Source organism: Saprospira sp. CCB-QB6 (assembly GCF_028464065.1).
Lineage (GTDB): Bacteria > Bacteroidota > Bacteroidia > Chitinophagales > Saprospiraceae > Saprospira.
The window spans coordinates 3,104,354-3,128,310 of record NZ_CP116808.1; the positions used below are offsets into that span (position 1 = coordinate 3,104,354).

At 47.5% G+C, this 23,957-nt stretch carries 22 protein-coding genes; 5 read left to right on the plus strand and 17 right to left on the minus strand.

Annotated elements, in window-relative coordinates; translation table 11 throughout:
* Nucleotides 1-384: 384 nt before the first annotated feature.
* From PPO43_RS11930 to PPO43_RS11950, 5 genes are all read right to left on the minus strand, one after another.
* Nucleotides 385-954 carry a MarC family protein gene (locus tag PPO43_RS11930; RefSeq protein ID WP_272618062.1) on the minus strand — a complete coding sequence of 190 codons (570 nt, stop codon included), beginning with the start codon at nucleotides 952-954 and terminating at the stop codon, nucleotides 385-387.
* Nucleotides 955-1,338: 384 nt separating this feature from the next.
* Complete coding sequence (locus tag PPO43_RS11935; RefSeq protein ID WP_272618064.1) at nucleotides 1,339-2,298, minus strand: electron transfer flavoprotein subunit alpha/FixB family protein; 960 nt, start codon at nucleotides 2,296-2,298, stop codon at nucleotides 1,339-1,341.
* Nucleotides 2,299-2,331: 33 nt separating this feature from the next.
* Nucleotides 2,332-3,072 carry an electron transfer flavoprotein subunit beta/FixA family protein gene (locus tag PPO43_RS11940; protein WP_272618066.1) on the minus strand — a complete coding sequence of 247 codons (741 nt, stop codon included), beginning with the start codon at nucleotides 3,070-3,072 and terminating at the stop codon, nucleotides 2,332-2,334.
* A gap of 161 nt (nucleotides 3,073-3,233) precedes the next feature.
* A complete protein-coding gene (locus PPO43_RS11945; RefSeq protein ID WP_272618068.1) occupies nucleotides 3,234-4,262 on the minus strand; it encodes an ion transporter in 1,029 nt (342 codons plus the stop codon).
* Between the two features lie 180 nt (nucleotides 4,263-4,442).
* Nucleotides 4,443-4,970: a dihydrofolate reductase gene (locus PPO43_RS11950; RefSeq protein ID WP_272618071.1), complete on the minus strand. Its 528-nt coding sequence runs from the start codon at nucleotides 4,968-4,970 to the stop codon at nucleotides 4,443-4,445.
* 191 nt (nucleotides 4,971-5,161) lie between these two features.
* Here PPO43_RS11950 and PPO43_RS11955 point away from each other — a divergent pair, with 191 nt between their 5' ends.
* The 5 genes from PPO43_RS11955 (at nucleotide 5,162) to PPO43_RS11975 (ending at nucleotide 9,441) form a co-directional block, all read left to right on the plus strand.
* Nucleotides 5,162-5,818: an NUDIX hydrolase gene (locus PPO43_RS11955; RefSeq protein ID WP_272618073.1), complete on the plus strand. Its 657-nt coding sequence runs from the start codon at nucleotides 5,162-5,164 to the stop codon at nucleotides 5,816-5,818.
* A 264-nt stretch (nucleotides 5,819-6,082) separates the two neighbouring features.
* Nucleotides 6,083-6,607 (plus strand): dihydroneopterin aldolase, encoded by a 525-nt coding sequence (folB, locus tag PPO43_RS11960; RefSeq protein WP_270098509.1) that lies wholly within the window; start codon nucleotides 6,083-6,085, stop codon nucleotides 6,605-6,607.
* Complete coding sequence (locus PPO43_RS11965) at nucleotides 6,608-7,951, plus strand: flavin monoamine oxidase family protein (protein ID WP_272618077.1); 1,344 nt, start codon at nucleotides 6,608-6,610, stop codon at nucleotides 7,949-7,951. It begins immediately after the preceding gene.
* On the plus strand, nucleotides 7,951-8,478 hold the full coding sequence (locus tag PPO43_RS11970; protein WP_272618079.1) for a hypothetical protein: 528 nt from the start codon (nucleotides 7,951-7,953) through the stop codon (nucleotides 8,476-8,478). Before PPO43_RS11965 ends, PPO43_RS11970 begins: the two co-directional genes overlap by 1 nt.
* A 12-nt stretch (nucleotides 8,479-8,490) precedes the next feature.
* Nucleotides 8,491-9,441: a hypothetical protein gene (locus PPO43_RS11975; protein ID WP_272618081.1), complete on the plus strand. Its 951-nt coding sequence runs from the start codon at nucleotides 8,491-8,493 to the stop codon at nucleotides 9,439-9,441.
* Between the two features lie 1,122 nt (nucleotides 9,442-10,563).
* On the opposite strand, the gene PPO43_RS11980 is transcribed toward PPO43_RS11975, so the two are convergent.
* The 12 genes from PPO43_RS11980 to recR form a co-directional block, all read right to left on the minus strand.
* Nucleotides 10,564-12,036 (minus strand): hypothetical protein, encoded by a 1,473-nt coding sequence (locus PPO43_RS11980; RefSeq protein WP_272618083.1) that lies wholly within the window; start codon nucleotides 12,034-12,036, stop codon nucleotides 10,564-10,566.
* 205 nt (nucleotides 12,037-12,241) lie between these two features.
* Nucleotides 12,242-12,826, minus strand: a complete 585-nt coding sequence (locus tag PPO43_RS11985; protein WP_272618085.1) for a 3'-5' exonuclease — start codon at nucleotides 12,824-12,826, stop codon at nucleotides 12,242-12,244.
* 96 nt (nucleotides 12,827-12,922) lie between these two features.
* On the minus strand, nucleotides 12,923-14,023 hold the full coding sequence (locus tag PPO43_RS11990) for an ATP-binding protein (RefSeq protein WP_272618087.1): 1,101 nt from the start codon (nucleotides 14,021-14,023) through the stop codon (nucleotides 12,923-12,925).
* A gap of 198 nt (nucleotides 14,024-14,221) precedes the next feature.
* Complete coding sequence (locus PPO43_RS11995) at nucleotides 14,222-15,751, minus strand: DUF5691 domain-containing protein (protein WP_272618089.1); 1,530 nt, start codon at nucleotides 15,749-15,751, stop codon at nucleotides 14,222-14,224.
* Between the two features lie 5 nt (nucleotides 15,752-15,756).
* A complete protein-coding gene (locus tag PPO43_RS12000; RefSeq protein ID WP_272618091.1) occupies nucleotides 15,757-17,094 on the minus strand; it encodes an SWIM zinc finger family protein in 1,338 nt (445 codons plus the stop codon).
* Between the two features lie 66 nt (nucleotides 17,095-17,160).
* A complete protein-coding gene (locus PPO43_RS12005) occupies nucleotides 17,161-18,108 on the minus strand; it encodes a hypothetical protein (protein ID WP_272618093.1) in 948 nt (315 codons plus the stop codon).
* A gap of 661 nt (nucleotides 18,109-18,769) precedes the next feature.
* Nucleotides 18,770-19,558, minus strand: coding sequence for a DUF3050 domain-containing protein (locus tag PPO43_RS12010; RefSeq protein WP_272618095.1), 789 nt, complete (start codon nucleotides 19,556-19,558; stop codon nucleotides 18,770-18,772).
* A gap of 9 nt (nucleotides 19,559-19,567) precedes the next feature.
* The gene (locus PPO43_RS12015; RefSeq protein WP_272618096.1) at nucleotides 19,568-19,783 is read right to left on the minus strand and encodes a heavy-metal-associated domain-containing protein; all 216 of its coding nucleotides are present in this window, start codon (nucleotides 19,781-19,783) and stop codon (nucleotides 19,568-19,570) included.
* A gap of 44 nt (nucleotides 19,784-19,827) precedes the next feature.
* Nucleotides 19,828-20,076, minus strand: coding sequence for a hypothetical protein (locus PPO43_RS12020; RefSeq protein WP_272618098.1), 249 nt, complete (start codon nucleotides 20,074-20,076; stop codon nucleotides 19,828-19,830).
* Nucleotides 20,069-20,941: a methyltransferase gene (locus PPO43_RS12025; protein WP_272618100.1), complete on the minus strand. Its 873-nt coding sequence runs from the start codon at nucleotides 20,939-20,941 to the stop codon at nucleotides 20,069-20,071. The genes PPO43_RS12020 and PPO43_RS12025 overlap by 8 nt, the downstream gene beginning before the upstream one ends.
* Nucleotides 20,942-22,954: a glycosyltransferase family 2 protein gene (locus PPO43_RS12030; RefSeq protein ID WP_272618102.1), complete on the minus strand. Its 2,013-nt coding sequence runs from the start codon at nucleotides 22,952-22,954 to the stop codon at nucleotides 20,942-20,944.
* 7 nt (nucleotides 22,955-22,961) lie between these two features.
* Nucleotides 22,962-23,570: a recombination mediator RecR gene (gene recR / locus PPO43_RS12035; RefSeq protein WP_272618104.1), complete on the minus strand. Its 609-nt coding sequence runs from the start codon at nucleotides 23,568-23,570 to the stop codon at nucleotides 22,962-22,964.
* Nucleotides 23,571-23,957: the final 387 nt, after the last annotated feature.

Here is a 23,957-nt window from a genome sequence, read left to right on the forward strand (position 1 = left end):
CAGCTCGCTGATCGCTCGGCCCTGCGCCGCCTTTGGCGGCTGGGTCTGGCCCTTCGGGCCACTGCTGCCCATCCCTCAGCCTGCGGCGGCTTCGCCGCCTGCTAGGACCAAAATAGGCCTTGTTATTTAAGATAATGCGATTCCCTTAGAATTTGAACAGAAGAGCATTTTTTGTGACCTCTGCCAAGCAAAATCGCTAAATAGGCGGCGAAGCCGCCCTGGCCCGAAGGGCCAATTGGCCCAGCGCTGCGGAGCGGGTGGCCGAAGGCCAGACCGAGCAAAACGAGCGTTAGCGAAGTTGAAGGGCCGAGCGAACAGCGAGCCCCGCAGCATAGCGGCGGCCGACCTAGGCGAAGGCTAGCCGGCCGCGGGCCCCAAATCCAATTAGTTAATCAAACCGCCTACATTAGAGGCAAACAGCTTGATGGAAATGGCTAAAAGAATGACCCCAAAGACCTTGCGAATCACATTAAGGCCCGATTGGCCCAGCAATTTTTCAATTCGACCAGAGAGTTTGAGGACCGCATAAACCACAATCAGATTAACGACAATGGCTATGATGATATTGGGCAGGGCGTATTCTGCCCGTAAAGAAAGCAAAGAAGTCATGGTTCCAGCTCCTGCAATTAGGGGAAAGGCAATGGGAACAATAGAGGCCGTTTCGGGAGCATCTTCCTTGTAAATTTGAATGCCCAGCACCATTTCGATCGCCAAGAAAAAGATGACAAAAGCCCCTGCTACCGCAAAAGAACTGACATCAATACCAATGAGGTTGAGAATTTCTTCTCCAACAAAAAGAAAGGCAATCATGATAATACCAGCCACCAAACTCGCCTTTTCCGATTGAATGTGCCCCACTTTTTTGCGTAGGTCCAAAATGATAGGAATGCTACCAATAATGTCGATTACCGCAAATAAGATCATACTGGCCGTAAAGGCGTCCTTAAAATTCATAAACAGTTGTTTTAGAGTGTATACTCAGATAGATAGTAAAAAATGAGCGCAAAGCTATAAAAGTCCTTGATTTTCTGATACTCATCTACGTTATGATAAACTAAAGCAAGTCTTAAATTAAGGCTAAGGGATAGTGGGAAAGGGGGCTGTTGTTAAACAAAAATAAAAAAACACTTTTTTATTTGGCTGTCAGTTTTTATATTTGTAAGTTTGTACTGTAACTATTACAGGTTCATAATAGTTAGTTAGGTTAATGTATTTTGGCAGAAGCGGGAGGCCTGAGGAGGTCGCCCGCTCTTTTTTTTGCCCTAACCTGATCGGGGCCAAAAAAAATCCCCAGTTGCTCAGCAACTGGGGATTTTTTTATTCGCTTAATTCAAAGGCTTAGTTATTAGCCTTAAATTTTGCGAGGGCGGCATTTAGTTTAGGCACCACCTCGAAGAGGTCGCCTACAACGCCATAGTCAGCAGCTTTGAAGAAAGGTGCTTCGGGATCTTTGTTGATTACAACGATCACCTTAGATTGGTTAACTCCAGCCAAGTGCTGAATAGCTCCAGAAATACCGATAGCAATGTAAAGCGTGGGACGGATAGCCACCCCAGTTTGGCCTACATGCTCATGGTGAGGGCGCCAATGTACATCGGCAACGGGACGAGAGCAAGCGGTAGCGGCACCAAGAGTGTCGGCTAGCTCTTCGATAATTCCCCAGTTTTCGGGACCTTTCATACCGCGGCCAGCAGAAACTACCAGTTCGGCTTCGGGCAAAGGAACGGCACCTGTAACGGTGTTTACTTCTTTCACGCTGATGCGGCCAGTAGCGGCATCTAGGCTTACTGATTCAACAGCAACAGCAGCGCCTACCGCTGTGGGACGGAAAGTATTTCCGGCGATAGTTACTACTTTTTTGTCTGTTTTGAGGGCATAAGTGGCAAAAGCTTTACCAGAGAATACCCCTTTGCTGATATGCAAACCGCCATCGGCAACAGTAGGAACGCTAGTAGCGGCAGTAACCAAAGCGGCATCAAAGCGAGCAGCTAGGCGGCCAGCCAAAGACTTTCCAGAAGAAGAGTGAGCAAAAACGATCAAATCAGCGCCAAATTTGTTGGCCGCTTGGCCCAAAATGCTGGCATAAACCTGAGCGTCAAAATCGTTGCTAGCGTCTACATTGTAAACTTTAGCTGCGCCATAAAGGCCCAAATCGCCAGCGCCATCGGCTTGGCCAATTGTAAGGGCGATACATTCTGTGCCCATTGCTTGGGCTGCCTGATAACCGTAAGCTACGGCTTCTTGGGCAATTTTTTTGATACTGCCTGTTAGGCTTTCGGCAAATACTAATACAGCCATAATATATTGAGATAATTTTTGGTCAAGGAAAAATTAGATGACTTTGGCCTCATTGTGCAAAAGTTGAACGAGCTCGTCCATGTTGTCTGCATCAATAAGTTTAACATCGCCTTTTTCGGGCGGATAGGTATAGCTTACCAACTCAGCACCTACGGCAGCTTCTACAGCAGGAACAACTTGGATCGGCTTACGCTTGGCCATCATGATACCACGCATGTTGGGAATGCGCTGCTCGGCCATTCCTTTGGCACAGCTCAATACAAATGGAGTATCTACAGCAAGTACTTCTTTACCGCCTTCAATATCGCGCTGAACAGTAGCTGTTGTGCCCTCTACCGTCATTTCGATACCATAAGATACAAAAGGAAGGTCGAGGTACTCAGATACCATAGCAGGTACTTCAGAACCGTTGTAGTCAATAGTTTCTTTACCAAAGAAAAGAAGGTCAAAACCTTCTGTCTTGGCATATTCAGCAATTTGCTTAGCAACAAAAAGAGAAGATTTGGCTTCTGCATCAATGCGTACGGCATTGTCTGCACCAATAGCAAGTCCTTTGCGAATGACTGCTTCATTTTCTTTGGGACCAACATGCAAAAGGGTTACCGTTCCACCTACTTGCTCCTTGAGCTCAAGGGCACGCACTAGCGCATACCACTCGTCATAGGGGTTCATAATGAATTGTACACCATTTGTATCAAATTGGCTGTTATCTGCCGTAAACTTAATTTTGGCAGTGGTATCAGGTGTTTGGCTAACACACACTAATAACTTCATAAACGTTAGAGTTGAAATTATATGATAATTGGTGGCCAGCAAGCTGGCCAAATTTTTTTTTGCTTTTTCGAGCTTCGCCAAATATAGAGAGTTGAAGCTGAAAATTATAATGCTAAACTACTTTTTTTGTTCACTGAACTATGGGCCAAAGTATAGTAAATTCAGGCCTTCCAGCTGGCTTCGACTTCTTGCCAACGCTTTTTGCGTATGCGATTGATGATGAGGTCTACACTTTCAATGACTAAATCATTGGCCAAATTATCTTTCTCCCCCTTGCTGTGCTCACTCATCTGAAAAATGACCTCTAAAACAGCGGCTACAGTGGTTTCCAAAACCACCAAATGCTCTTTATTCGCCAAATCTGTGGTCAAACGATCAATAACCCCAAAGGTGATGTTCGATACAGCCTGCTCCACATCCTGCTGTATAGATTTACCCAAAACGGGAATCTTCTGCAAGCGCTTGAGCTCTTTGTTCCCATGCGTGATTTCCTCAATGATGTCTTTCAAATAAGCCTGTATTTCATAGCGGTGCCGATGATAATGCAGTTGCAAACCCGCCTGAATATGCCCAGCCGCCCAATCCGTTAGCTCCGCATGTCTAGGCCGAAATACATCCTGCGCCAAGGCTTTAGATAAAGGCGTCCCCCGACGAATTTCTGTCTTGGCCTCTTCCAATAAAGAAATTGCCACCCGATCAGAAATCTCCTCTACCGCAATGTTGTAATAATGAATCAATAAGCGAAATAAGCTGTAATTGTACAAATTGACAAATTTCCACTTGTGCAAACTATACAGCAAAGCAATGACCCGCAAAAAACGCAAGACCCGAAAAGAACTCAAGGGAATACAACCCAAGACATCATACCAATGCACTATCGGATAGAAAAACCACTTGGCATAACGCTTTTTCCAAATCGCCCACAACCAACGCAAACTAATTTCTACAATGAAAAAAGTCCCAAATATCGTCGATTCATAAAGCAAAAAACTCTGATGCACCTCCTCATAATACCAACGACTAAATTGAGGCAAAAAAGCATCAAATAATTGCTCTCGAATCAATTTGATATCAAAAATTTGATCAAAAGCAATCCAACTTAAATCCAAAACCACCAAAATTAACATCAAGAGGTCCAGTAAAATCGCCTGCCGATGCGCTATTTGCTCTTTCTGCTCTGCTGTACTCATATATTTTTACTGCTTCTTTTTATATTTTGGGGCTTCCCCTCCCTGCGGTCGGGTCGCTATGCTGCGGGGCTCGCAGGTCTGCTCGGCCCTTCACAAAACTTCGCTAACGCTCGTTTTGCTCGGTCTGGCCTTCGGCCACCCCTGCCCATCCCTCAGCCAGGCGCTGCGCGCCTTCTGGACCTAATGCGCTAAACCTTTGAGTAAACTGCGCCGGTTTTTTTGCTCATAGACCTTAAAGCTATAATTATACAGATTCTTTTGGTCCTTTTCATGTGCCTCTTCACTCAATAAGGTCCAGTTCTCTAACTTGAGCTCTGGAAAAAAAGTGTCGGCCCCCTGCAACTCAATCTCGACCTCTGTTAAATACAACTTGTGGCAAAAAGGAAGCGCCTGCCGATAAATCTGCCCCCCTCCAATAATAAATACTTGCTCACAACCCTCTTTTTTGAGCTGCTTCAAACTCTCCCAGAGCGAAGCAAAAACTTCTACCCCTTCTGGACCGTATTTCTTTTGCTGACTCAACACAATGTTTCTCCTGTTGGGCAAGGGCCGCCCCAAAGATTCAAAGGTTTTTCGCCCCATAATAATCGGATGGCCTAATGTGGTGGCCTTAAAATAACGCAAATCAGCAGGCAAATACCAAGGCATTTTATTCCCCTTACCAATGGCTCTATTTTGGTTGCAAGCCACAATCGCAGATATAATCATAAAGAAGGTTTGTTAGCAAAAAAAAGACTATGAATAGCCTTAGAATGGCCTGCTTTTAGCGCAAAAAAAGCGAACAAATGCAGGACAAACAATTTTTAAATGCCTTCTAAAATAGAAGGTCGCCCAACAGGAACGACTTGGGCAGCGTTTAAGTTAAAAAAAGAAATATTAGCTTTTAAAAAAAAAGGAAAATGAAAGCAAAATTTATTCGCCATCTGCAGGCACAACTCAGTCAAGAACTACCCGGACAAAGCGCACAAAAAGAAATGATGGGCCAAGCACTCGCCCGGAGAGCAGACCAAGAATCTCGCTTCAAATTGCCCAAAAAATATAAAGAAGCCGCTACCTTGCTGCTCCTTTATGTACATGAAGGCGAATGGCATACCGCACTTATGCAGCGGCCCGACTCGCCTTTTCCCCACAGCAAACAAATTAGCTTTCCTGGGGGAGGCCTAGAAACTTTTGATGCCGGTCCCGCCGCCGCCGCTCTCCGAGAAACAGAAGAGGAATTTGGCGTGTTATCCGAAACGGTGGAATTGCTTGGGGAAATGACCTCACTCTATATTCCCGTTAGCAATTATCTAGTTTATCCCTTTGTGGGCTACCTAGAAGAACGACCCAATTTTATCCCCGATGCCGAAGAAGTGGAAGAGATTATTGAAATCCCTTTGGCCGAATTGCTGGATATGGATAACCGCAAGCGCAAAGATATTCAAACTTATAATGGCTCGGTTTTACCCAATATGCCTTATTTTGATCTTTGTGGAAAAACAGTTTGGGGCGCTACGGCCATGATGCTCAGTGAGTTTGTTGCAGTTTGTAAGACGCTGGCCAAAAAAGCCGCCTGAATCTACTAAAGAGATTCCCCAAAAAAGGGCTGTCGATTATCGACAGCCCTTTTTTTATGGAAAAATATCTTACTTTTAGAAGGCTGGGACCAATGGCCTAGCGATGTGTAAGGGGGCGGCGAAGCCGCAGACCAAAGCCGCCAAAGGCGGCTGCAGGGCCGAGCAGACTTGCGAGCCCTGAAACGTAGCGCCCGCCGAAGGCGGGAGGCCCCAAAAAATAAATTGAATCAATAGGAGCAGAAATAAATACAGCAGCTTGACGCTATGGGAAGAATAGGAATTGAAGGCATGGAGTTTTATGCCTATCACGGATTTTATGAGGAGGAACGCAAAATGGGCGGCCGCTACCGCCTTGATGTGTATGTGGAAACGGCCACGGGCAAGGTGGGCAAAACCGATGAATTGGGCGATACGGTGAATTATGAGACCATTTATCGGGCGGCTAAGGTCGAAATGGCCAAGCCTTCCAAGATGATTGAACATCTGGCCCAGCGGATTATGGACCGACTGCGCTCTATTTTGAGTAAGGCTGCCGATATTGAGTTGCGCCTTTCTAAGTTGGACCCGCCCCTGGGCGGTCCCGTTAGCCGCACTTTTGTTGAACTGCGGCAAAATTTTGTGGTCAAATGCGGCAAATGTGGCAAAAGCTTTTTGCAGCATGAGGCTGGCGAATGTTGGGAAAAACACGGTTTGATTTATCCCGAAACCAAGGCCACGCTCATCCGAAATCATGGCCCCAATATTTGTGAAAATTGTATTCAACCCCACCTGATTAAAAATAAAGATTAGATGTCTAGCTCTCCCGCCAATCGTTTTTTACCCCCCGTTTTTCAAGCGCTAAGTCCCCGCCTTTGGGAGCTGAGTACGGGTCCCTATTTTCAGGGACAGGTCCTTATTGTCGGCGCTGGTTTGGCTGGCCTGACGGCGGCCTATATGCTCAAACAGCAGGGCTTGCGGCCCATTATTTTAGAGGCTAAAAAACGGCCCGCTGGCCGCTTGGCCAATCTCCGAAATTGGGCCGATATGCCACTAGAACTAGGCGCAGAATGGCTGCATGGGCAGCGCTCCACGCTTTTTCGCTGGTTAGATGGCCAATACCAAAGCCAAATTGTAGAAGATGAAGGGGAGGAGTTTGTGCCCTACAAACAACAGCTTCGGGCCCTAGAGGATTATCCTGGCGCAGAGGTTTTGCTTGAGCGACTCAATGAGTTGGGCTATGAAGAAGCACCCACCAAAGGTAATTTATTGGATTGGGCCGAGCAAAATGGCATTGATCAGGCCCTTTACCCTTTGTTAGAGTATTGGGCTGGCGAATGGGGCTGCTCGGCCAAGGAGTTGGGTATTGAAGCTTTGGCCAAAATCAATGGACAATGGTCTTCTGGCGATTTGGACTTTAAGGCAGAGCCCTCGCTCTATGATCTTATTGACGAATCCCTGATCCGCCCGCTCCGCCCATATTTGCAATTGGGCCAAGCCGTAAAACATATTGATTATAGTGGGGAGCAGATTAAAGTGTTTACTCAAGATCAAACGATTGTAGTGGATAAGCTGCTGCTGACCGTTCCCCTGCCTGTTTTGCAAAAGGAGAGCATTAGCTTTGCGCCTAACTTGCCCAGCGCCAAAACCGCAGCAATTCAGCGATTGAAAATGGGCGATGGCCTGAAAATCTTCTTTAAATTTAACCGCCTATTTTGGAGTGGCGATATTATCGGTTCCAAAATGGCCAGCAGTTATATTGATACGCAGGCTTACAAGTCGGGCAAGGATGCTATTCTTTGCGCCTGGGCCTTTGGCGAAAAGGCCGAAATTTTACGGAATATGGGCCAAGAGCTCGCCAGCCGAGCCATCCTAGCCGAATTAGATAGCCTTTATGTAGGGGCGGCCAGCAGCCATTTTGAAAAATATTATTGGCAGGACTGGAGCCAAGAGGAGCACATCTGGGGCGCCTATTCTTATCCCTCTAATAGTGAAGCGCCCGGCGATAGAGCCGAGCTACAAGCGCCCATTGATTATAAATTGTATTTTGCTGGCGAAGCCTGCCACCCTAGAGGCCATATTCAAAGCCTACATGGTGCCTTTGAAACAGGCTATGAGGCAGCTTTGCAAATCTTGATGGATCTAAATGTATCTTAATGAAAACGACCTATAAAGGAATTCAAAAATCTTTGGCCCACCCCAAAGCCCTAGCCTTATTTAAAGGCGATTTTTTCTGGGATAGCCGCGATCAATTGGCGCCCTTTGGCGCTATGGAGGGCTACCAAAGCCTAAAAGCTTATCTGCTTTGGCGAGAAACAGCGCCCAAAGCAGCCCCCCTAGAGTTTGTAACCGATTGGATGAGCAAAAAGAGAAAGCTGAATCTGGCCCAATATGGTCCCCAATTGCTCAACCGAAAAAAGCTAGAAACGCAAATTGCCGATCGCCGCTTTCGCGATGAGCTAGAAATTCTCTCTACCGATAGCTTCCTCTTGGCCGCCTGCTTGGCCCCTTTGGTCTTAGAAGGCGAACTGCCCCGCAACCTTTGGCCCTATCTGCAAACTGCTATAGACCGCCTGATGCTTTGGAACGAATTGCAGCCCGAATTTGGCCCAGAATGTAGCCAACAGATTATGTATCTCTACCAAATTAAGCAAGAATTACAGCCCATTTTTAGCGCCCAATAAATCTTAGCCACTATGAGAAAACTCGCCTTAATCGGCCTTTTGGCCCTCTTTATTTCGCCTAGCTTTGCCCAAGGCCTCTTGCCCCCCAAAGACAAAAATCCCAGAGAACGCATTTTGTCCAATAAGGCAGAAGAGGGCATGACGCACCTCATTATCCGACTCGAAAAGCCAGCATATCGCGCCCAAAGAGCAATTGGCTATAAAGAAGCAAGGGCCAAACTGAAGGTTGAGTTTACGGTCTATGATATTCGAAGCCGAGGCACCGATTTAGGCGATACCTATCTGGCCTATTATGACCCCAAAGGGGATGAATGGGGGATCTATTTGCCCCATAATACCGCCTTTAAGGTGCGTATGTCGCACCCCAGTTTTAAAACCATTACCCGCAATTTTATTACCGCCGAGCATCCTGCAGACCTTATGGAGGAGCGCCTAGAAGTAGAGGAGCTACCTTATACTTATCATAAGGGCGTAAAAACGTACTACCTCAAAACGATGCTGCGCTTTTCCGAAACGATTGTGGTCCATTTTAATGGGGGCGATCCCATGGAGCACATGACTTATCTGCAAGAAAACTTCAATGCCGAAAAGGTCCAAAAGCTGCCGCATGTCAATAGCTTTTTCCTGACGCTCAATATCCACAGCCAAGAGTCTTTGGCGGAGATTCTCCTGCGGCAAGCCCTAGGCGATAAGGCCCTGCCCGAAGGCTATTATTTTGGCCCCGCCATTACCGAGGCCATCGAGAAATTACAAAAGTATCCCTTTACCAAAGTTGCCGAACCCAGCTTTATCGTTTGGCCCAATAAGGAGCCCTACCTTTCCAAAAATGATTATAGCCAGCTCTCTAATATGATAGCTGATTTTAAAGATCGAAAGTTTACAGAGCATATCCTCCTCAATCCCGATGATTTCGAGAAGAGCAAGGATTATAAACATAAGCTTTTACTAGAATTACAAAAGTAAGGCGCCGCCAACTCCTCAACAGTTTACTGTTGGGGAGTTTTTTTTGGGGCCCGCGGCCGCCCCTTTGGGGTGGGGCGGCCGCCGCTATGCTGCGGGGCTCGCAAGTCTGCTCGGCCCTGCAGCCGCCTTTGGCGGCTTTGGTCTGGCCCTTCGGGCCACCGCTGCGCAGCGCTGGGCCGCTCAGCGGCCCTGCGGGCCTTCGCAGAAAAGCGGTATTCGTCGCTGCGCTCCTCATCCGTTTTCACGACCCCGCCCACCCGCCCCTCTTCGGAATCCCTTAAGGGATTCCTCAGGGGGAAGGGCAGGCAGCTTTTTAGATTGTTCTTTCCCCCAGCCTAATTTGCGGATTACAATTGGCGTTGGGAATTTCCCAGAGCTAATCTGCGGATTACAATTGACGTTGGGAAAATCCCAGAGCTAATCTGCGGATTACAATTGGCGTGGGCGTGACGCCCAGCCTAATTTGCGGATTACAATTGGCGTGGGCGTGACGCCCAGCCTAATTTGCGGATTACAATTGGCGTGGGCGTGACGCCCAGCCTAATTTGCGGATTACAATTGGCGTGGGCGTGACGCCCAGCCTAATTTGCGGATTACAATTGGCGTGGGCGTGACGCCCAGCCTAATTTGCGGATTACAATTGGCGTGGGCGTGACGCCCAGCCTAATTTGCAGATTACAATTGACGTGGGCGTGACGCCCAGCTTAATTTGCAGATTACAATTGACGTGGGCGTGACGCCCAGCTTAATTTGCAGATTACAATTGACGTGGGGAAAATCCCAGAGCTAATCTGCAGATTACAATTGGCGTTGGGAATTTCCCAGAGCTAATCTGCAGATTACAATTGGCGTTGGGAATTTCCCAGAGCTAATCTGCAAATTACAATTAGCTTGGGGAGGGTGTATAAGGCCCTGTCTTTTTTTTCTGGACCGACCCTACTACAACTTCACTAAGCTCGCTTAGGCGCTAAATAGGCAAGCCCCTTGATTTTTAAGCCTAAAAAAAGGGCGCAAAACCTAAGTTTTGCGCCCTAAATGCGAAATTAGCTTAACATTCGTTCTTTTGGCTATTAAGGCCCCTAATAGCGAGTGGCCATCTTTTGCTATGGGGCGGTTTAAGATCTATGACTCAAAAACAATCTTGCCCAAACTATCGTCTCCTCGATGTTCCTGACGCAGACGGCTCATTTCCTCTATCTCTTCCTTTAAGCGATCAAAGCGATAGACCAGTTGGTTTTGAGAATTTAAGCTCGACTCGCCTCCTAAATCCTGAATCACTTCCTGCATTAGGGCTTCAACCTGCTCTTCTTTGAGTTTTTCTTCGGTTTGAGCTTGGTCATTGGCCACTTGGGTCAGCATTTTCAGACTAATAGGAACGCGGACATGCTGAAAGATAACTTTCATCAATCGTTTACGTGCATTTTCTTGCCGTTGCTTTCGCTTGAGGGGCAAGAGCCTAAAGTAGCGAAAAGCGGGAATCAAAAAGAAGAGCAGAGAGTAGGTAAAGGGAATTGCTCCCAGAATAACCTGGGCCAAAAAGGGACCGTTGGCAATAGGGATCTCTAATTCGGCAAAAAAGTGAGGTTGGACCAAAAAGAAGAGCGAAAAAACTAAGTTTAAGCTATTCATGCCCACAATGGCCCAGTTTCGTCCAGTTTTATTGCCCGTCAGCTCATATTCGGGCTCGTATTCATCCCAATAATAGATAATAGGGGCTTCATCGGGTCGGTTGGCCGAGCGGTTTAGCTGACTAAAATCCCCATAAAGGGTAGCCGTACGCTCCGAAATCTTAGCTCGCCCATCATAACGGCCCAAAAGCTCTGTCATAAAGTTCTCGGCTTCATCTCTGCGCCAACCCGCCAAAGCTTGTAGTTCTGCAGTAGAAACTAAGCCTTTGTTTTCCTTTAGAAAACTGGCTACCTCCTTATGGTTGCCATAGGGATCGGGTTGATAGCGAACTGGCCCAAAAATAAAGTCGTAAACAGAGGCCACAAAGCCCTTCTCTTCCTTAGAACTTTTGCGGTTTTTGCGCAATTTGGCCAATTGACCCGGCTTCTCTACATAATGTTTATAGGGATAGCCGTAGTCGTCTCGGCTGCGGTAGGTATAATCATAGCCCAAAATGGTGCTCCACTCAAAAATGGAGAGGAAAACCCGAAAAAGGACCAAAAAGAGCTTGCCCACTCCGCCCGATTTGCTATCATTATCCGAGTTGCCTCCCTGCGATAAGAGACCGACAATCAAGGCAATCAGAATGACCACAAACAAAACAAAATAAATGAGCAGAAAAACCGCCGTGACAATTCGATAGAAGATCTTGAAGCCCTTCCAGAACCAATCGGCAAACTCTTGTAGGCGTTCGCCAAAGCTTTTTTCTGTGCGGCGGTGCAGGCCTGTAAAATCATAGATTAAATCGCCATTTTCGGTCACTTTGAGCTTGCAGTCGTAGCGCTGCATCAGTTCTCGAATAGCCGACTCGCTCTCAATAATAGGCATACCTGTACTAGCGGCAGCATCTTCTAGGGTAAATTGCTGATTGCTTTTGAGCAAGTATTTTTCTAGGCGAAGATTGACTTCTTTTTGTTCGTATGACATCTTTCCAATATTTGCGTTCCGAGGCGGCGAAGCCGCCGGCTTAGGGATGGATAGCGGTGGCCCGAAGGGCCAGACCAAAGTTTTTTGAGCGCAGCGAAAAAAACTGCAGGGCCGAGCGAATAGCGAGCCACGACACAGCCCGGCCCGCCCGCAGGGCGGGCAAGCCCCAAAAAAAACAGCAGCCTAGAAAAGACTGCTGTATATTTTAGGTCCAGCCCAATTCATGGAATAAGGTATAAATTTTTAGGCCCAAATAGGCATCTGTGGCGGCATAAAAATTTTGGGCTTGGCTGAGTGTTTCTCGTTCCCAATTGGAGGTTTGCTGCGATTTGGAAATCCGTTTGCCCAGAAAAATAGCCGTTAAATTGCGGGCGCCCATTTGCTGAATGCCGTTGGCTTTGGCAATATCGGCAATGTCCTTAAAACCTTTGGCAGTGAAGGGTCGCAGCCGTTGCAGGTCGCGGATATCATCTCGCAATGCGGGGCCAGCTTTTACAATTTTTGGATTCTCGAACAGGGCTTTGAGTCCATCGCTAAAGCCTGATTTGAGGTTGCGGATCAAAAAAACCTTATCGGGCATGGCCAATTGAATCAAGGAAACGGGATGATAAACCCCCTTGCGAAAAGAAGGTTTGCTCTCGGTATCGAAGCCCAAAACCTTGCATTGATTGAGGGCCAAAAGGGCCTCTTCTAGCTGCGCTTCGGTTTCTACGGTAATGATTTCGCCCTCGAAATGCCAGAGGGGAAGTTCGTTGACCTCTGCTTTGGAGATCTTGACGGGGTATTGCATGTTAATGAGTTTATTGGGGCCGTTTTATGGCCCAAAATCATTTTACTTTAAATGATAATTAGGCAAAAGGGAAAAGGTTTAGCTTAGAGGAAATACTTAGCTCAATTCTTTAAAGGCGCGGTACAAATCGGCCCATTCTTTCCGCTCTTTGACCACCGTTTCTACATATTCTTGCCAAGCTTCTTGATCTTGGCTGGGGTCTTTGACCACCGCACCAATCAGGCTAGAGGCCAAATCTCTGGCCCGCAGTTCGCCATCGCCAAAATGAGCGGCTAGGGCTTGCCCATTATTGACCACCGAAATGGCCTCGGCCGTACTGAGGGTAGAGCTAGGCTGTTTGATTTTCTGGCGGCCATCTTGGGTCACGCCCGAACGCAGTTCTCTAAAAATAGTGACTAGGCGCTCAATTTCTCTGAGTGGGGCCATTTTGGCGGGAATTTCCAGGGCGGCGCCCAGTTTTTCCACCCGCATTTTAACAATCTTTACCTCTTCTTCCAAAGAAGCGGGCAAGGGCAAAACGACCGTATTAAAGCGGCGTTTGAGGGCCGAAGAAAGTTCATTGACGCCCTTATCTCGATCATTGGCCGTGGCAATTAGGTTAAAGCCTTTTTGCGCTTGAATTTCGGTGTTGAGTTCCGGAATCGGCAACAATTTCTCCGAGAGCATAGTAATTAGCGTATCCTGCACATCGGCGGGCACCCGCGTCAATTCCTCCACCCGAGCAATGGCCCCATCTTGCATCGCCCGCAGTAGGGGAGAAGGTACCAAAGCCTCTGCAGATGGGCCTTTGGCCAACAATTGCGCATAGTTCCAGCTATAGCGCATGGCCTCTTCGCCAAGGCCAGCAGTACCCTGCACCAAATAGGTCGAGCTGCCGCTAATGGCCGCTGCAATATTCTCGCTGACCCATGATTTGGCCGTACCGGGCACCCCCATCAACAGCAGGGCGCGATCTGTGGCCAAGGTAGCCACGGCCAGCTCAATCAGACGGCGATTGCCAAAGTATTTGGGCTCGATTTCGGTCCCATCTTCCAAGCTGCCGCCCATAATAAATTGCACCACCGCCCAAGGCGAAAGCGCCCAATTATGGGGTTTGGGGTAGCTATCCATTTTTTGGAGAATCTTGAGTTCCTCCGCATAAAGCACCTCGGCATGAGGGCGCAACAATTGTTCTGCTGCCTTTTTTCGCTTAGCCATATAGTATTGTATTAGATAATCGTCAAGCTATTTTTTTGGGGCTGCCCCTCGCTTTGCTCGGGTCGGGCTGTGTCGTGGCTCGCTAATCGCTCGGCCCTGCGGTTTTTTTCGCTGCGCTCAAAAAACTTGGTCTGCGGCTGCGCCGCCCCCCTATCCATCCCTAAGCCGGCGGCTTCGCCGCCTGTCCGCTGCAAGTCCCTAAAGGGCCTTGAGTTGGGCCAGTTCTTTACGGAAAGAGATTTGGGCGCTAAATTGGTCCAATTCCTTTTGCCAGGAATAATCCAGTTGAGGCCAGTGATTAAGCAGTTCTTTGTCCTCAAACAGACTTTCGTCTAGGGCAAAGGCTGCTCGTTTGAGTAGGGTTTTGTGGTTCCATTGAAAAACGGAAAAACCCTGGGCCAAACTGATTTTCATCGCCTCTAAAACAGTTCTTCCTAGTTCGGCCTCCCAGTTTTGGCCCTCTTGCAAAAGCAATTGCATAACGGGATCTTCATCGTCAATGCTATTTTTGCCCGAGGCCTGAAGGTAAGCCATGGCCAATTCATTAAAGAATGAACTGGGCAAATCATAATACAGAAATTCTAGGGAAAAGAAAAGGGCTTGTTTCCCTTTAGGTTCATTTTGCATAAAGAGCTGATGAAAGGCCATCAGCCAATCTAAATCTTTGAGGCGGTGAGCGGCCTTGCTCCAGCCCCAGATCAAGGCCTGCCGATAGTCAGAAGCCAAGGCCAAGCGGATGCAGGCCATGGGAGAAAGGCCCCAGCTTTCGCACCAATAATTGGGCGCTACCGAAGCGATCATTTGCGCCAGCCAATTGCTGTTTTTCCCTTCGCTAAAGGCTTGATAATGCTCTCGAATGCCATCTTTTTTGAGTTCGGCGCTTAGTTGCTCAGGCGTTGCTATACTTAATAATTGCCCATCATATTGAATCAGTTGTTCGAGGGCGGTTTGCATTCGCTTTTCGAGGGAAGTCTTGGGCAAAAGCAATAAAAGCTCTACGGCTGCCTGTCGAATCTCTTGGCGGCGGTCGTTTTGGACCTCTTCTAAAAAGGCTTCATCTGTTTTCCTGAGTTGAATCTGTAGGAGTTCAAGGACCTCCAAGCGTTGTTTTTTACTCCATTCCGTCCAATACTGTTGAATGACCTTTAGGGCATTGCTGGGGTCCAAGCGACGCTCTTGCTGCAACCAAAAGAGCAGGCTGGCAAAATCGGCTTGTTCTAAATCTTCCTCTTGCAGCGCTTTGATGGCGGCATAGGACCAACTTCTTTTGAATTGGGCCAAGTAGCGGCCCGTTTGTCCCAATACAGAAATAATAGCGGGCCGCAATTCTTTGTGGCGGCTGCCAAAGGTTAAGATATCGGCCAAGTTGTCGGGGGCTACTCGCCAGTTTTGGCTGTGGGCCAAATCGATCCAAGCGGGCAAGAGCTCTTCTTGTCTGCGGCTGAGGATTTGTTGCAGCATCCAACTGGCTTTTTGGGGGGCGGCGGCCTGCTCATCTTGGATTTTTGTGGCTGATGGAGCTTCTTCGGGCAATTGGCCCAGCGGCAGCTCTGCTTTCTTAAAGAGGGATTGGGCCGCCAAAGCCTGTAAATATTGAACTTCTAGTTGTTCTTGCCCAATATGCTGCAGTTGCCAATGTTCCAATTGGAGTTGGCTTTCTTTGGGCAAGGGACCAGCTTGGGCACTGCCCAATAAGAGTTGTTTGATGATGAGATTCCAGCTTTGCATAAAACTTAAAGCGCTTGAGGTTGACCTTGTTTGAAGATAGAAAGGGGGCGAAATTGGCCGTTTTGCCATTCGCCAATCAGATGAATGTCTGCCTCTGCGGCATAGGCCAAAATGCGCCAAAGGCTTTGCTCTATTTTGGTCTGAAAGGGAAGGTATTGCCCATTTTTGTCCAAGAGGATAAAGCTTTCATCGGCCTGCTGTTGTAGCTGAAGGTTTTGGACCAAAAACAATTGGTAATTGAGCCAGGGATTTTTCCCCAAGGCTTGGGCGTATTGTTTTTGGGCTGCTTGCCAGTTCTCAGCCATCCGAATTTGAAAAGGTCCTTTTAGAGCGCTTTGCTGCTGCTCTTGCAAGATAGCTCGTTGGGGGTAGGCGCTAGGGTAGTAATAGAGCGCCGCCTCTAGTAGTTGGCCCAAAAAGTAGGTTTGCTCAAAGCCTCGGCTGCCAAAGCTATAATCAATGAGTAGGGCATTTTTGCCTGTTTGTAGGCCTTGCAACCATACTCTGCGCATATTTCGGCCCTCGGCATCAATTTCTTCTAGTTGGGCCAAGACTAGCCATTGATCTTGAATGGGCTCGTTTTGGGCCACAATAGCTTTTTTGCGTTGCACTCGGCCCAAGGCATCCAGTAAATCTTCTAATTGAAGGGGCGAGAGCTTATCTCTTTGCTTAAAGCTTTGCAGCAGGAGTTGCAGCTCGCCAATTTTTTGGCCCAGAAAATCCATCCAATTGCTCTGATAGGGTAGGAGCTGTGCCGTTTCTCGCAAGCCATAAGCTAGGCGGCTCATTTTGGCATCGGTCATTTTTTGGGCCAGTTGCTCCCAAAAACTTTTGTCTTGTACGGGCAGTTGGGCAAATCCCTGTCGACTGAAGTCTTGCAGCCATTGCTCCAATTCTTCCATGCCCGCTTCCATCTGTTCGAGCTTTTTGGCTTGGCGCTTGGCTTTTTCGAGCCGTTTTTTCTCTAGTTCTTTTTGGTTCAAAGGACTAGCTATTGTTGGGCTGTTTTGGGGCTGTTGCTGCAAATACCAGTTGAGAATATTGTGAGGGGGCGTCTTTTGTCGAAAAAGCCGAGGCGATTCGACAAAAAGGAAGAGCAGAGCCAAAGCATGTTTGCAATGGGCTTGTCTTTGGGCGCAATTGCAAAGCAGTTCGGGCCCTTTGAGGTAAATTTTAACTTCATAGGCCATGCTGCCGATGCCAGCTCCTTTGCAGTAGCCCCAAATGCAGTTTTCATATTGGCCAAGCTCTTCCCATTTGGGGGCTTGGGCAAGTCGGCGTGCACGGTTTTCGGTAGCGGCATCGGGCGAAAGGGCAGATATTTCTGGGCTGGTCCAATTCATGGGCAAAAGAGAATATTTTTGGGCCTTAAATGTACAAAATAGCAGAGAAGAACGAAAGGGCTAAGCCTAGCGAATCAGTAAATGGCCTTTTTCCCAAAATAGGCGAAAAAGAGGTTTCTTTTTATCGTAAAAGCTACTCAAAGGCGTTCCCAAGTCAATTTGCAAAGGGTGTTGGCCCAATTCCAATTGGTAAAATTCATCCTTCTTGCTAATTTTTGCCCCTAGGGGGAGGCGTTCGGCCAATTCGGTCCAGCTTTTTTCTTGCAAAACATCTTTGGTCAGCTCCCAATTTCTGCGATTTTGCTGATAAACGCCTAGGGTTAGTTTTTGGCCTGCTTCGGTTTGTTCCTCGGCCAAAACCATAATTTGCATATTGGGGTAATAGGTCAATACCTGAAAATAAAGGCTGAGCTTTTTGCCATCGCCCGAAAAATCATCAAAAAAGACTTGCATGGCTTGGTAGCGCTGCATTTTTCGGCCCGTTAAGCTAAGGCCAGAAGGAAGGGGAGCGGGCTCATTTTCTGAAAGGAAATAAATGCCCGTTTGTTCGTCTTGGGTAAAGGGCAATTCTTGTTGCCGTTGGGGAAGGTTATTTTGGGCCAAAAAATCGCGATAAATGCCATTAACGGCCTCGATGAGTTGCTCAGGATTCCGTTTACTGGCATTCTGTTGCCGCAAATCGGCAAAGCTGCGCAACTTATCTTCTCGGTAATAGATACCGTCCAATCGGCCTTTTTGGCCCCAGCGCGCCCGCAAAAATAGTCGCCAATTTTGGGGACTTTCATAGCTTTCAAAGGACCAATATTGCCCTTCCTGATGATATTCGCCCACTAAAGGGAGGCGCTGTCTGCGGTTAATATCTATATAATAGGCCTCTAGTTGCCCATCGGATTTTTCTGTCCAAATGAGTTCCATGGGCTCTCCACCCAAAATGCCCTTATACACTTCATAATATTGCGCTTTGGCCATGAGGCTTAAGAAAAGCAAACAACAACTGAAATAGATCTTTTTCATATTCATTGACTAATTTTTTCTGTTTTTTGGGGCTGCCCCTTCCGCTGGGTTAAAACCCAGCGCAAAGCGGTATCGCTTTGCGAAGCTATATAAAATGAGGGTTGAAACCCTCATGAATTATCGGTCGGGTCGGGCTGTTTACTTCGTCGAACTGGCGCCCCTTTGGGGCTGGTTGTCGCAGCTCGCTGCTCGCTCGGCCCTTCAGCGCTTTCAGCGCTTCGGTCTGGCCCTGCGGGCCACTGCTGTCCATCCCTCAGCCGAGTCGCTTCGCTCCTTGGCGGGCGCTTTGCGCCCTTTGGTCCAAAGGTACAAAAAAACGCAAGGCCATCCTGAGAAGATGAGCTTGCGTTTTGCAGGCGGCGCAGCCGCCGCAGGCAAAAGCCAAATAGAAGTCCTGTCTCTTCTATCCTTTGATTTAATTTCTTGCTATTCATCGTTATTTTTTGCGGCCATAGCGAGGGCTATGCCTTTAAAAAATGCCTTGACTAGCTTAAAATTTTTATCAAAGAATGGCCGAAGCGCAGAACTTCCATTTGGCCTAGCGATGTGCAAGGGTGGCCGTTAGGCCAGACCCAGCCGCCCAAGGCGGCGCAGGGCCGAGCGATTAGCGAGCCCTGAAACGTAGCGCAGCAGCTTTGCTGCGGAGGCCCCTAAAAAAGGATTATACTTGCACGGCCATAATGGCTTCATAGGCAGAATCCCAGAGCATTTTTCGCATTTGCAGGGCTTGAAGCACGTATTGTTCGGCTTCGGCCCATTTTTCTGGATCTTGGCCACAGAGTTGGGCCGTCATAGAGAGGGCCAGATGGCTGTGGTGGTCGCCATCCACCTCAATATGGCGGTCCAAATAATATTTGAAGAGGCTAAGATCGTTGGGAAAGCGGGCATTGAGGTCGTCCACCATGGCTTGGAACATATCGGGGATCAGGTCCTCGCGGCCAAAAGTGAAAACGGCCGCCATGATATGGGGTTTGCCGGTGGCGATCACCTCAAAGGTGAAGTTGACAAACTTTTGGGCGCCGGCGGGAATCTTGGCCGTTTGCAGGGCTTGATTGACCGTTTCGCCTTCTTCCAAGGCCTTTAGGAGGGCTTGAATGGGGGCTAGGTCGGCTTCGGCTTTTTGCATAGCTTGCAGATAGAGCTCAAAATGGCTGAGGTGGCTACCGTCGGGTAGTTCGTCAGATTCTTCGCCCACCACAATCTCATTGATAAGAAAGCGGGTTTCGGCATTGCCCGTTGGGCGCCAGGGAAGCTGCATACAGGTCAGCTCAATTTGCAGGGCTTTGAGCAGCGACATAAAGTCCCAAACGGCCAATACATGATGCTGCATAAAAGGGTGCAGCTCTTCGGGCTTTTGGATACTTTTATAGAGCGGGTGTTGAATAATTTGCGCCTCGATGGGGGCAATTTTGGCCTGAAGGGCCAGGATTTCCTTGGGTAAGTTGGCCATAACTGGGGCTTATTTTTCGTCAATAAGTTCAATGTCAAAGCCGTAGCTTTCTACAAGTTCGATAATTTTTTCGGCTTCAATGTCTTCGCCTTCGGCATAGAGCTTTTTGTCGGCATCAGCCAAGTCTAGGCGCCAGTTGAGTTGAGGAATAGCGTCGAGTTCGTCTTGTACTTTAGACTTGCAGTTGGCGCAATGCAGGCTAGTTTTAAATATGAGTTGTTTCATGATTGTAACTGTTTTAGATTAAAAAAAGAGAGGGGGTATAGGGTTTAGTTAATATCCCGATTCTCATCTTTTAGGTGTTGGAGCAGCAGTTTATCTAGAGGGTCCTCTAGAGGTTCTGCATTGGGGGCTTGTATTTCCTGTTGGGTTTCTATTTGGAAGTGGTTATTAAATTCCTCTTCACTTTGTTGCATTTCGAGTAGCATTTTGCCAAAGTCGTGCACTTGTTCGAGATGTTCGTAAGAGAGTTTCTCGATGAGTTCACGACATTTATCTTGTAAATCTTGCTTAGTCATCAGTTTGTTTTTTTTGCAATTTGTAGATAGCTCGCCAAAAATAGAGGTTTAATTTGATGAGCAGGTAGAAGAGGAAGGCAAAGGGGCGCAGCAATTGAAAAAATATATTTTTTCGTAGGGAAATGGCTGGGGTGTAGAGGTTAAACAGTCCGTAATAGAGCTTTGTTTGGTAATCTAGTACCACTTTCCCATCATGTTGATATTGTTCAAAGAGAATGCGCAGGCCTTTTCTAGCTCGTTCATATTCGGCTTCTTCTAGGGCAAAGGCTAGGGGGCAGGCTTGGTAGTGTGCTTCTAGTAGTGGCCAGTCGAGTCGGACTTGGTTGGCAAAGCTTTGGGCTTTATAGTTATTGGGGTAAAGTTGTTCGAAATTTTCTGTTTTGGGGAGGTAGGGGTAGCTATTGGGGCCATGCAATTGCTTGAAAAACTGGCTAAAGGCCCAAGAAAAGCTGCGTTCATTTTGGTCTTGTAGTTCGTGTCGAAGGACAAAGACATAGCTATTGAGGCGGAGCAGGCGTTGGAGCTCTTCTTTCCAGGCTAGAGGAGATTCGGGTAAGGGGTCTAGAATGCAGACCATATCTACGCTATCATCATCCAGGGGGAGTTGGGCCAAATCGCCTTTTTGCATCCATATTTCTTGGCTGGGGTCTAGTTCTTCTGCTAGGGCTAGGGCCTCTTGATCGGGTAAGAGCAAGCAAAGCAGGTGCAGGCGTTTTTTCCAATGCTTAATGAGTTGTAAGGCATCGGCGCCGATACAGAGGGCAAGGTAGCGGCGAGAAATCTGTAGCTCTTCGGTTAAAAAGTCGAACAGGCTGATTGGGATTTTGGGGTGGGCCACCAATTGGGCCGAGTAATTCTTCGCCATTTAGTCTTGTTTTTGAGCAGATGGCTGAGTTTGTGGGTAAGGGCGGGCGGGCTGTTTTTTTCGGCCCAATTTGCGCCAGTTATCCCAAATCAGTCGAGCATCTTCTGACCAATAATAATCCTTGGCATAAAATAGATTGATGCGGTGGAGACTATGTTCTTCATCGGGCAGTAGGGGGAGACTGTCTGCTGGGGAGAGGACTGAAGGGCGGAGCTTGGGGAGATGTTGGATTTTGCTATCTCCTTCGGCATAGCCCAGCCAGCTTTTTTTGCCTAAAAATACTGCCCAAGCATTGGCAATAAAGCCTAAAGGGGATGAGCAGCTCCAAGCTAAAATAGGAGAAAAAAGCAGGAAAATAAAACTGCTGCTTAAATCCAATAGTCTTTTGTTGCGCTTGGCCATTGTTTCGGCAATCTTGAAGCCTAGTTCTAGGGTATAGAGATCGCCTGCCGAGTTTTTGGAGTTGGAGCCCACAATGCTGAGGCTATCTTCGGCTACAATTTTATAGGCGACTTCTGGTCCCAAACGATTCATCCAATAAATGATTTGTTCGGCCCGAAGGTCTTTTGCGCAAAAAATAATCTCTTTAATTTTATAAATCTGCACCAACTCTTCTAGCTGATAAAAGGCCCCCAAAAATTGTTTGAAATCGGGTTCAGATTCGCTAGGGGCTACGGTGCCAATCAGGTTGTTTTGTACTCTGGCTTTGTAGAGCAGGCGTTGTACTCGCTCACTTTCAGACAAACTACCTAAAATGACCACATTATGAAGCTGTTGCCCCTGTTCTAATGGACCTTTGCCCAAAAGGGCCAAGATATACCGCCAGCTCCAACTGCTGCCAATAGCCCAAATGGTGCCGAGTACAATCAACATACGAGAAGCCCGAAGATGGGAAGGCAAAAACCCATAAACCGCCGCAATGAACAGACTACCCAAGGCAAAACCCGATACCAATTGCCCACTTTTAAGCTTTTGATCATAAACCCCACGAAAAAAAGCGGTGCTCAACCAGATGGCAATATAGAGCGGGTAATTGAAATAAAGTAAACTGGGCTTAAAGTAATTGGGATCATTAAAACGCAAATTGGCCCAAATATCTTTGAGCAAAAAGAGGCCAATAAAGATGAGCAAAGCATCCAATAATAAGGGAAATAAGCGCTTGCTCCAATTGGCCAAAAGCGTGAGGCTAGCCCGAAAATAAATGGCGGCTCGCAACATCCCGACATAAAGCCCTGCCTGAGGTCCGCCAAAATGCTTCTGAGCAAAAATAATCATAGCATTGTAAAAGGTCTTGACATAATTCAAGCTGCCCTTTTTGGTGCTTTCTCCCTTATAATGAATAATTGTGGTGTCTGCAAAATAATAGTTCTTATAACCCGCTTGCACCACCCGATAAGAGAGGTCAATATCCTCCCCATACATAAAGAAGGCCTCATCTAAGTAGCCGATTTGGTCCAAAACAGATTTGCGCAAAAGCATATAGGCACCAGAAAGCACATCTATTTCATGCGTTTCTTCTGCGCTGAGGTAGCCCAAATGATAGCGGTTGAAGCGAGTGGATTTAGGAAAGAGCTTAGACAAGCCAAATGCTTTGTAAAAAGCTACTTCTGGCGTAGGAAATCCCCGCTTAGATTCAGGCAAAAAACAGCCTTTCCCATCAATCATTTTTACGCCTAAACCGCCTGCTTCAGGATGAGCATCCATAAAGGCTAAGGGCGCCGATAAACTATCTTCTCGGATGACGGTATCAGGATTGAGCAAGAGTACGTATTCTCCCTTGGCTAATTCAATGGCTTGGTTGTTGGCCTTAGAAAAACCCAAGTTTTGGCTGTTGGCTATGAGCCTGACCTCAGGGAATTTCTCCCGTAGCATCTGTACAGAATCATCTACTGAGTTGTTGTCTACCACAAAAACCTCTACCGCTAATCCCTTGGCGGCCTTGCGAACGGCCAAAAGCGCCTGCTCCAAAAAATATTTCACATTGTAGTTGACAATGACAATGCTCAGTTTCATGCTCAATTTAGCTTTGTTTGTAGGGCAAACGGCCCAAAATAGAACGCCCTAAGGTCAGCTCATCCGCATATTCTAATTCTCCACCAAAAGAAACCCCTCGGGCAATGGTCGAAATTTGAATCGTTTTGCCTTCTAACTGCTTAGAGATATAATAAACGGTAGTATCGCCTTCAATGCTAGGACTCAGGGCCATAATTAGCTCTTCTACCTCATCTTTTTCGATGCGCTCAATCAAAGACGCAATCTCAAGATCGCTAGGGCCAATGCCGTCAATGGGCGCAATGAGTCCCCCCAAAACATGATAGGTTCCCTGAAATTGTTGGGTGTTTTCAATGGCCATCACCTCCTTAATGCTTTCTACCACACAAATAACTTGCTTGCTGCGGGCTGGCGACTGACAAATGCTGCAAGTTTCTTGATCCGAAATATTATGACATTTTTGGCAAAACTGAATCTTTTGCTTCATATCGAGCAGGGCCTTGGCAAAATCAACCACCTCCTCTTCTTCGGCTTGCAAGAGGTGTAGCGCCAAACGAAGAGCCGTTTTTCGGCCAATACCTGGCAGTTTACTAAAGGCTTGTACGCCTTCTTCTAATAGTTGAGAGGAAAGGGGCATCGCTACTTTATTTCAAAGAAATTTTAGAATGGGCGCAAGATACAAAAATTGCAGTTTTCTTTTTGTGCAGATAGGGACGAAGAATTTGGGGCTGCCCCTTCCGCCAGCTTGAAAGCCAGCGCAAAGCGATACCGCTTTGCGAAGCGATACAAAATGAGGGTTGAAACCCTCATGAATTATCGGTCGGGTCGGGCTGTTTCGCAGCTCGCTATTCGCTCGGCCCTGCGGCGCTAAAGCGCCTTGGTCTGGCCCTTCGGGCCCCTGCTGTCCATCCCTCAGCCAAATAAGGCAGCGCTGCGCGCTCTTTTAAAATTAAAGGGCCGAAGCTGCTTGCCCCAAAGGGAAGCAAGCCGATGAGCGGCTTAGTTGCCTGTAGGGGGGCGGCGC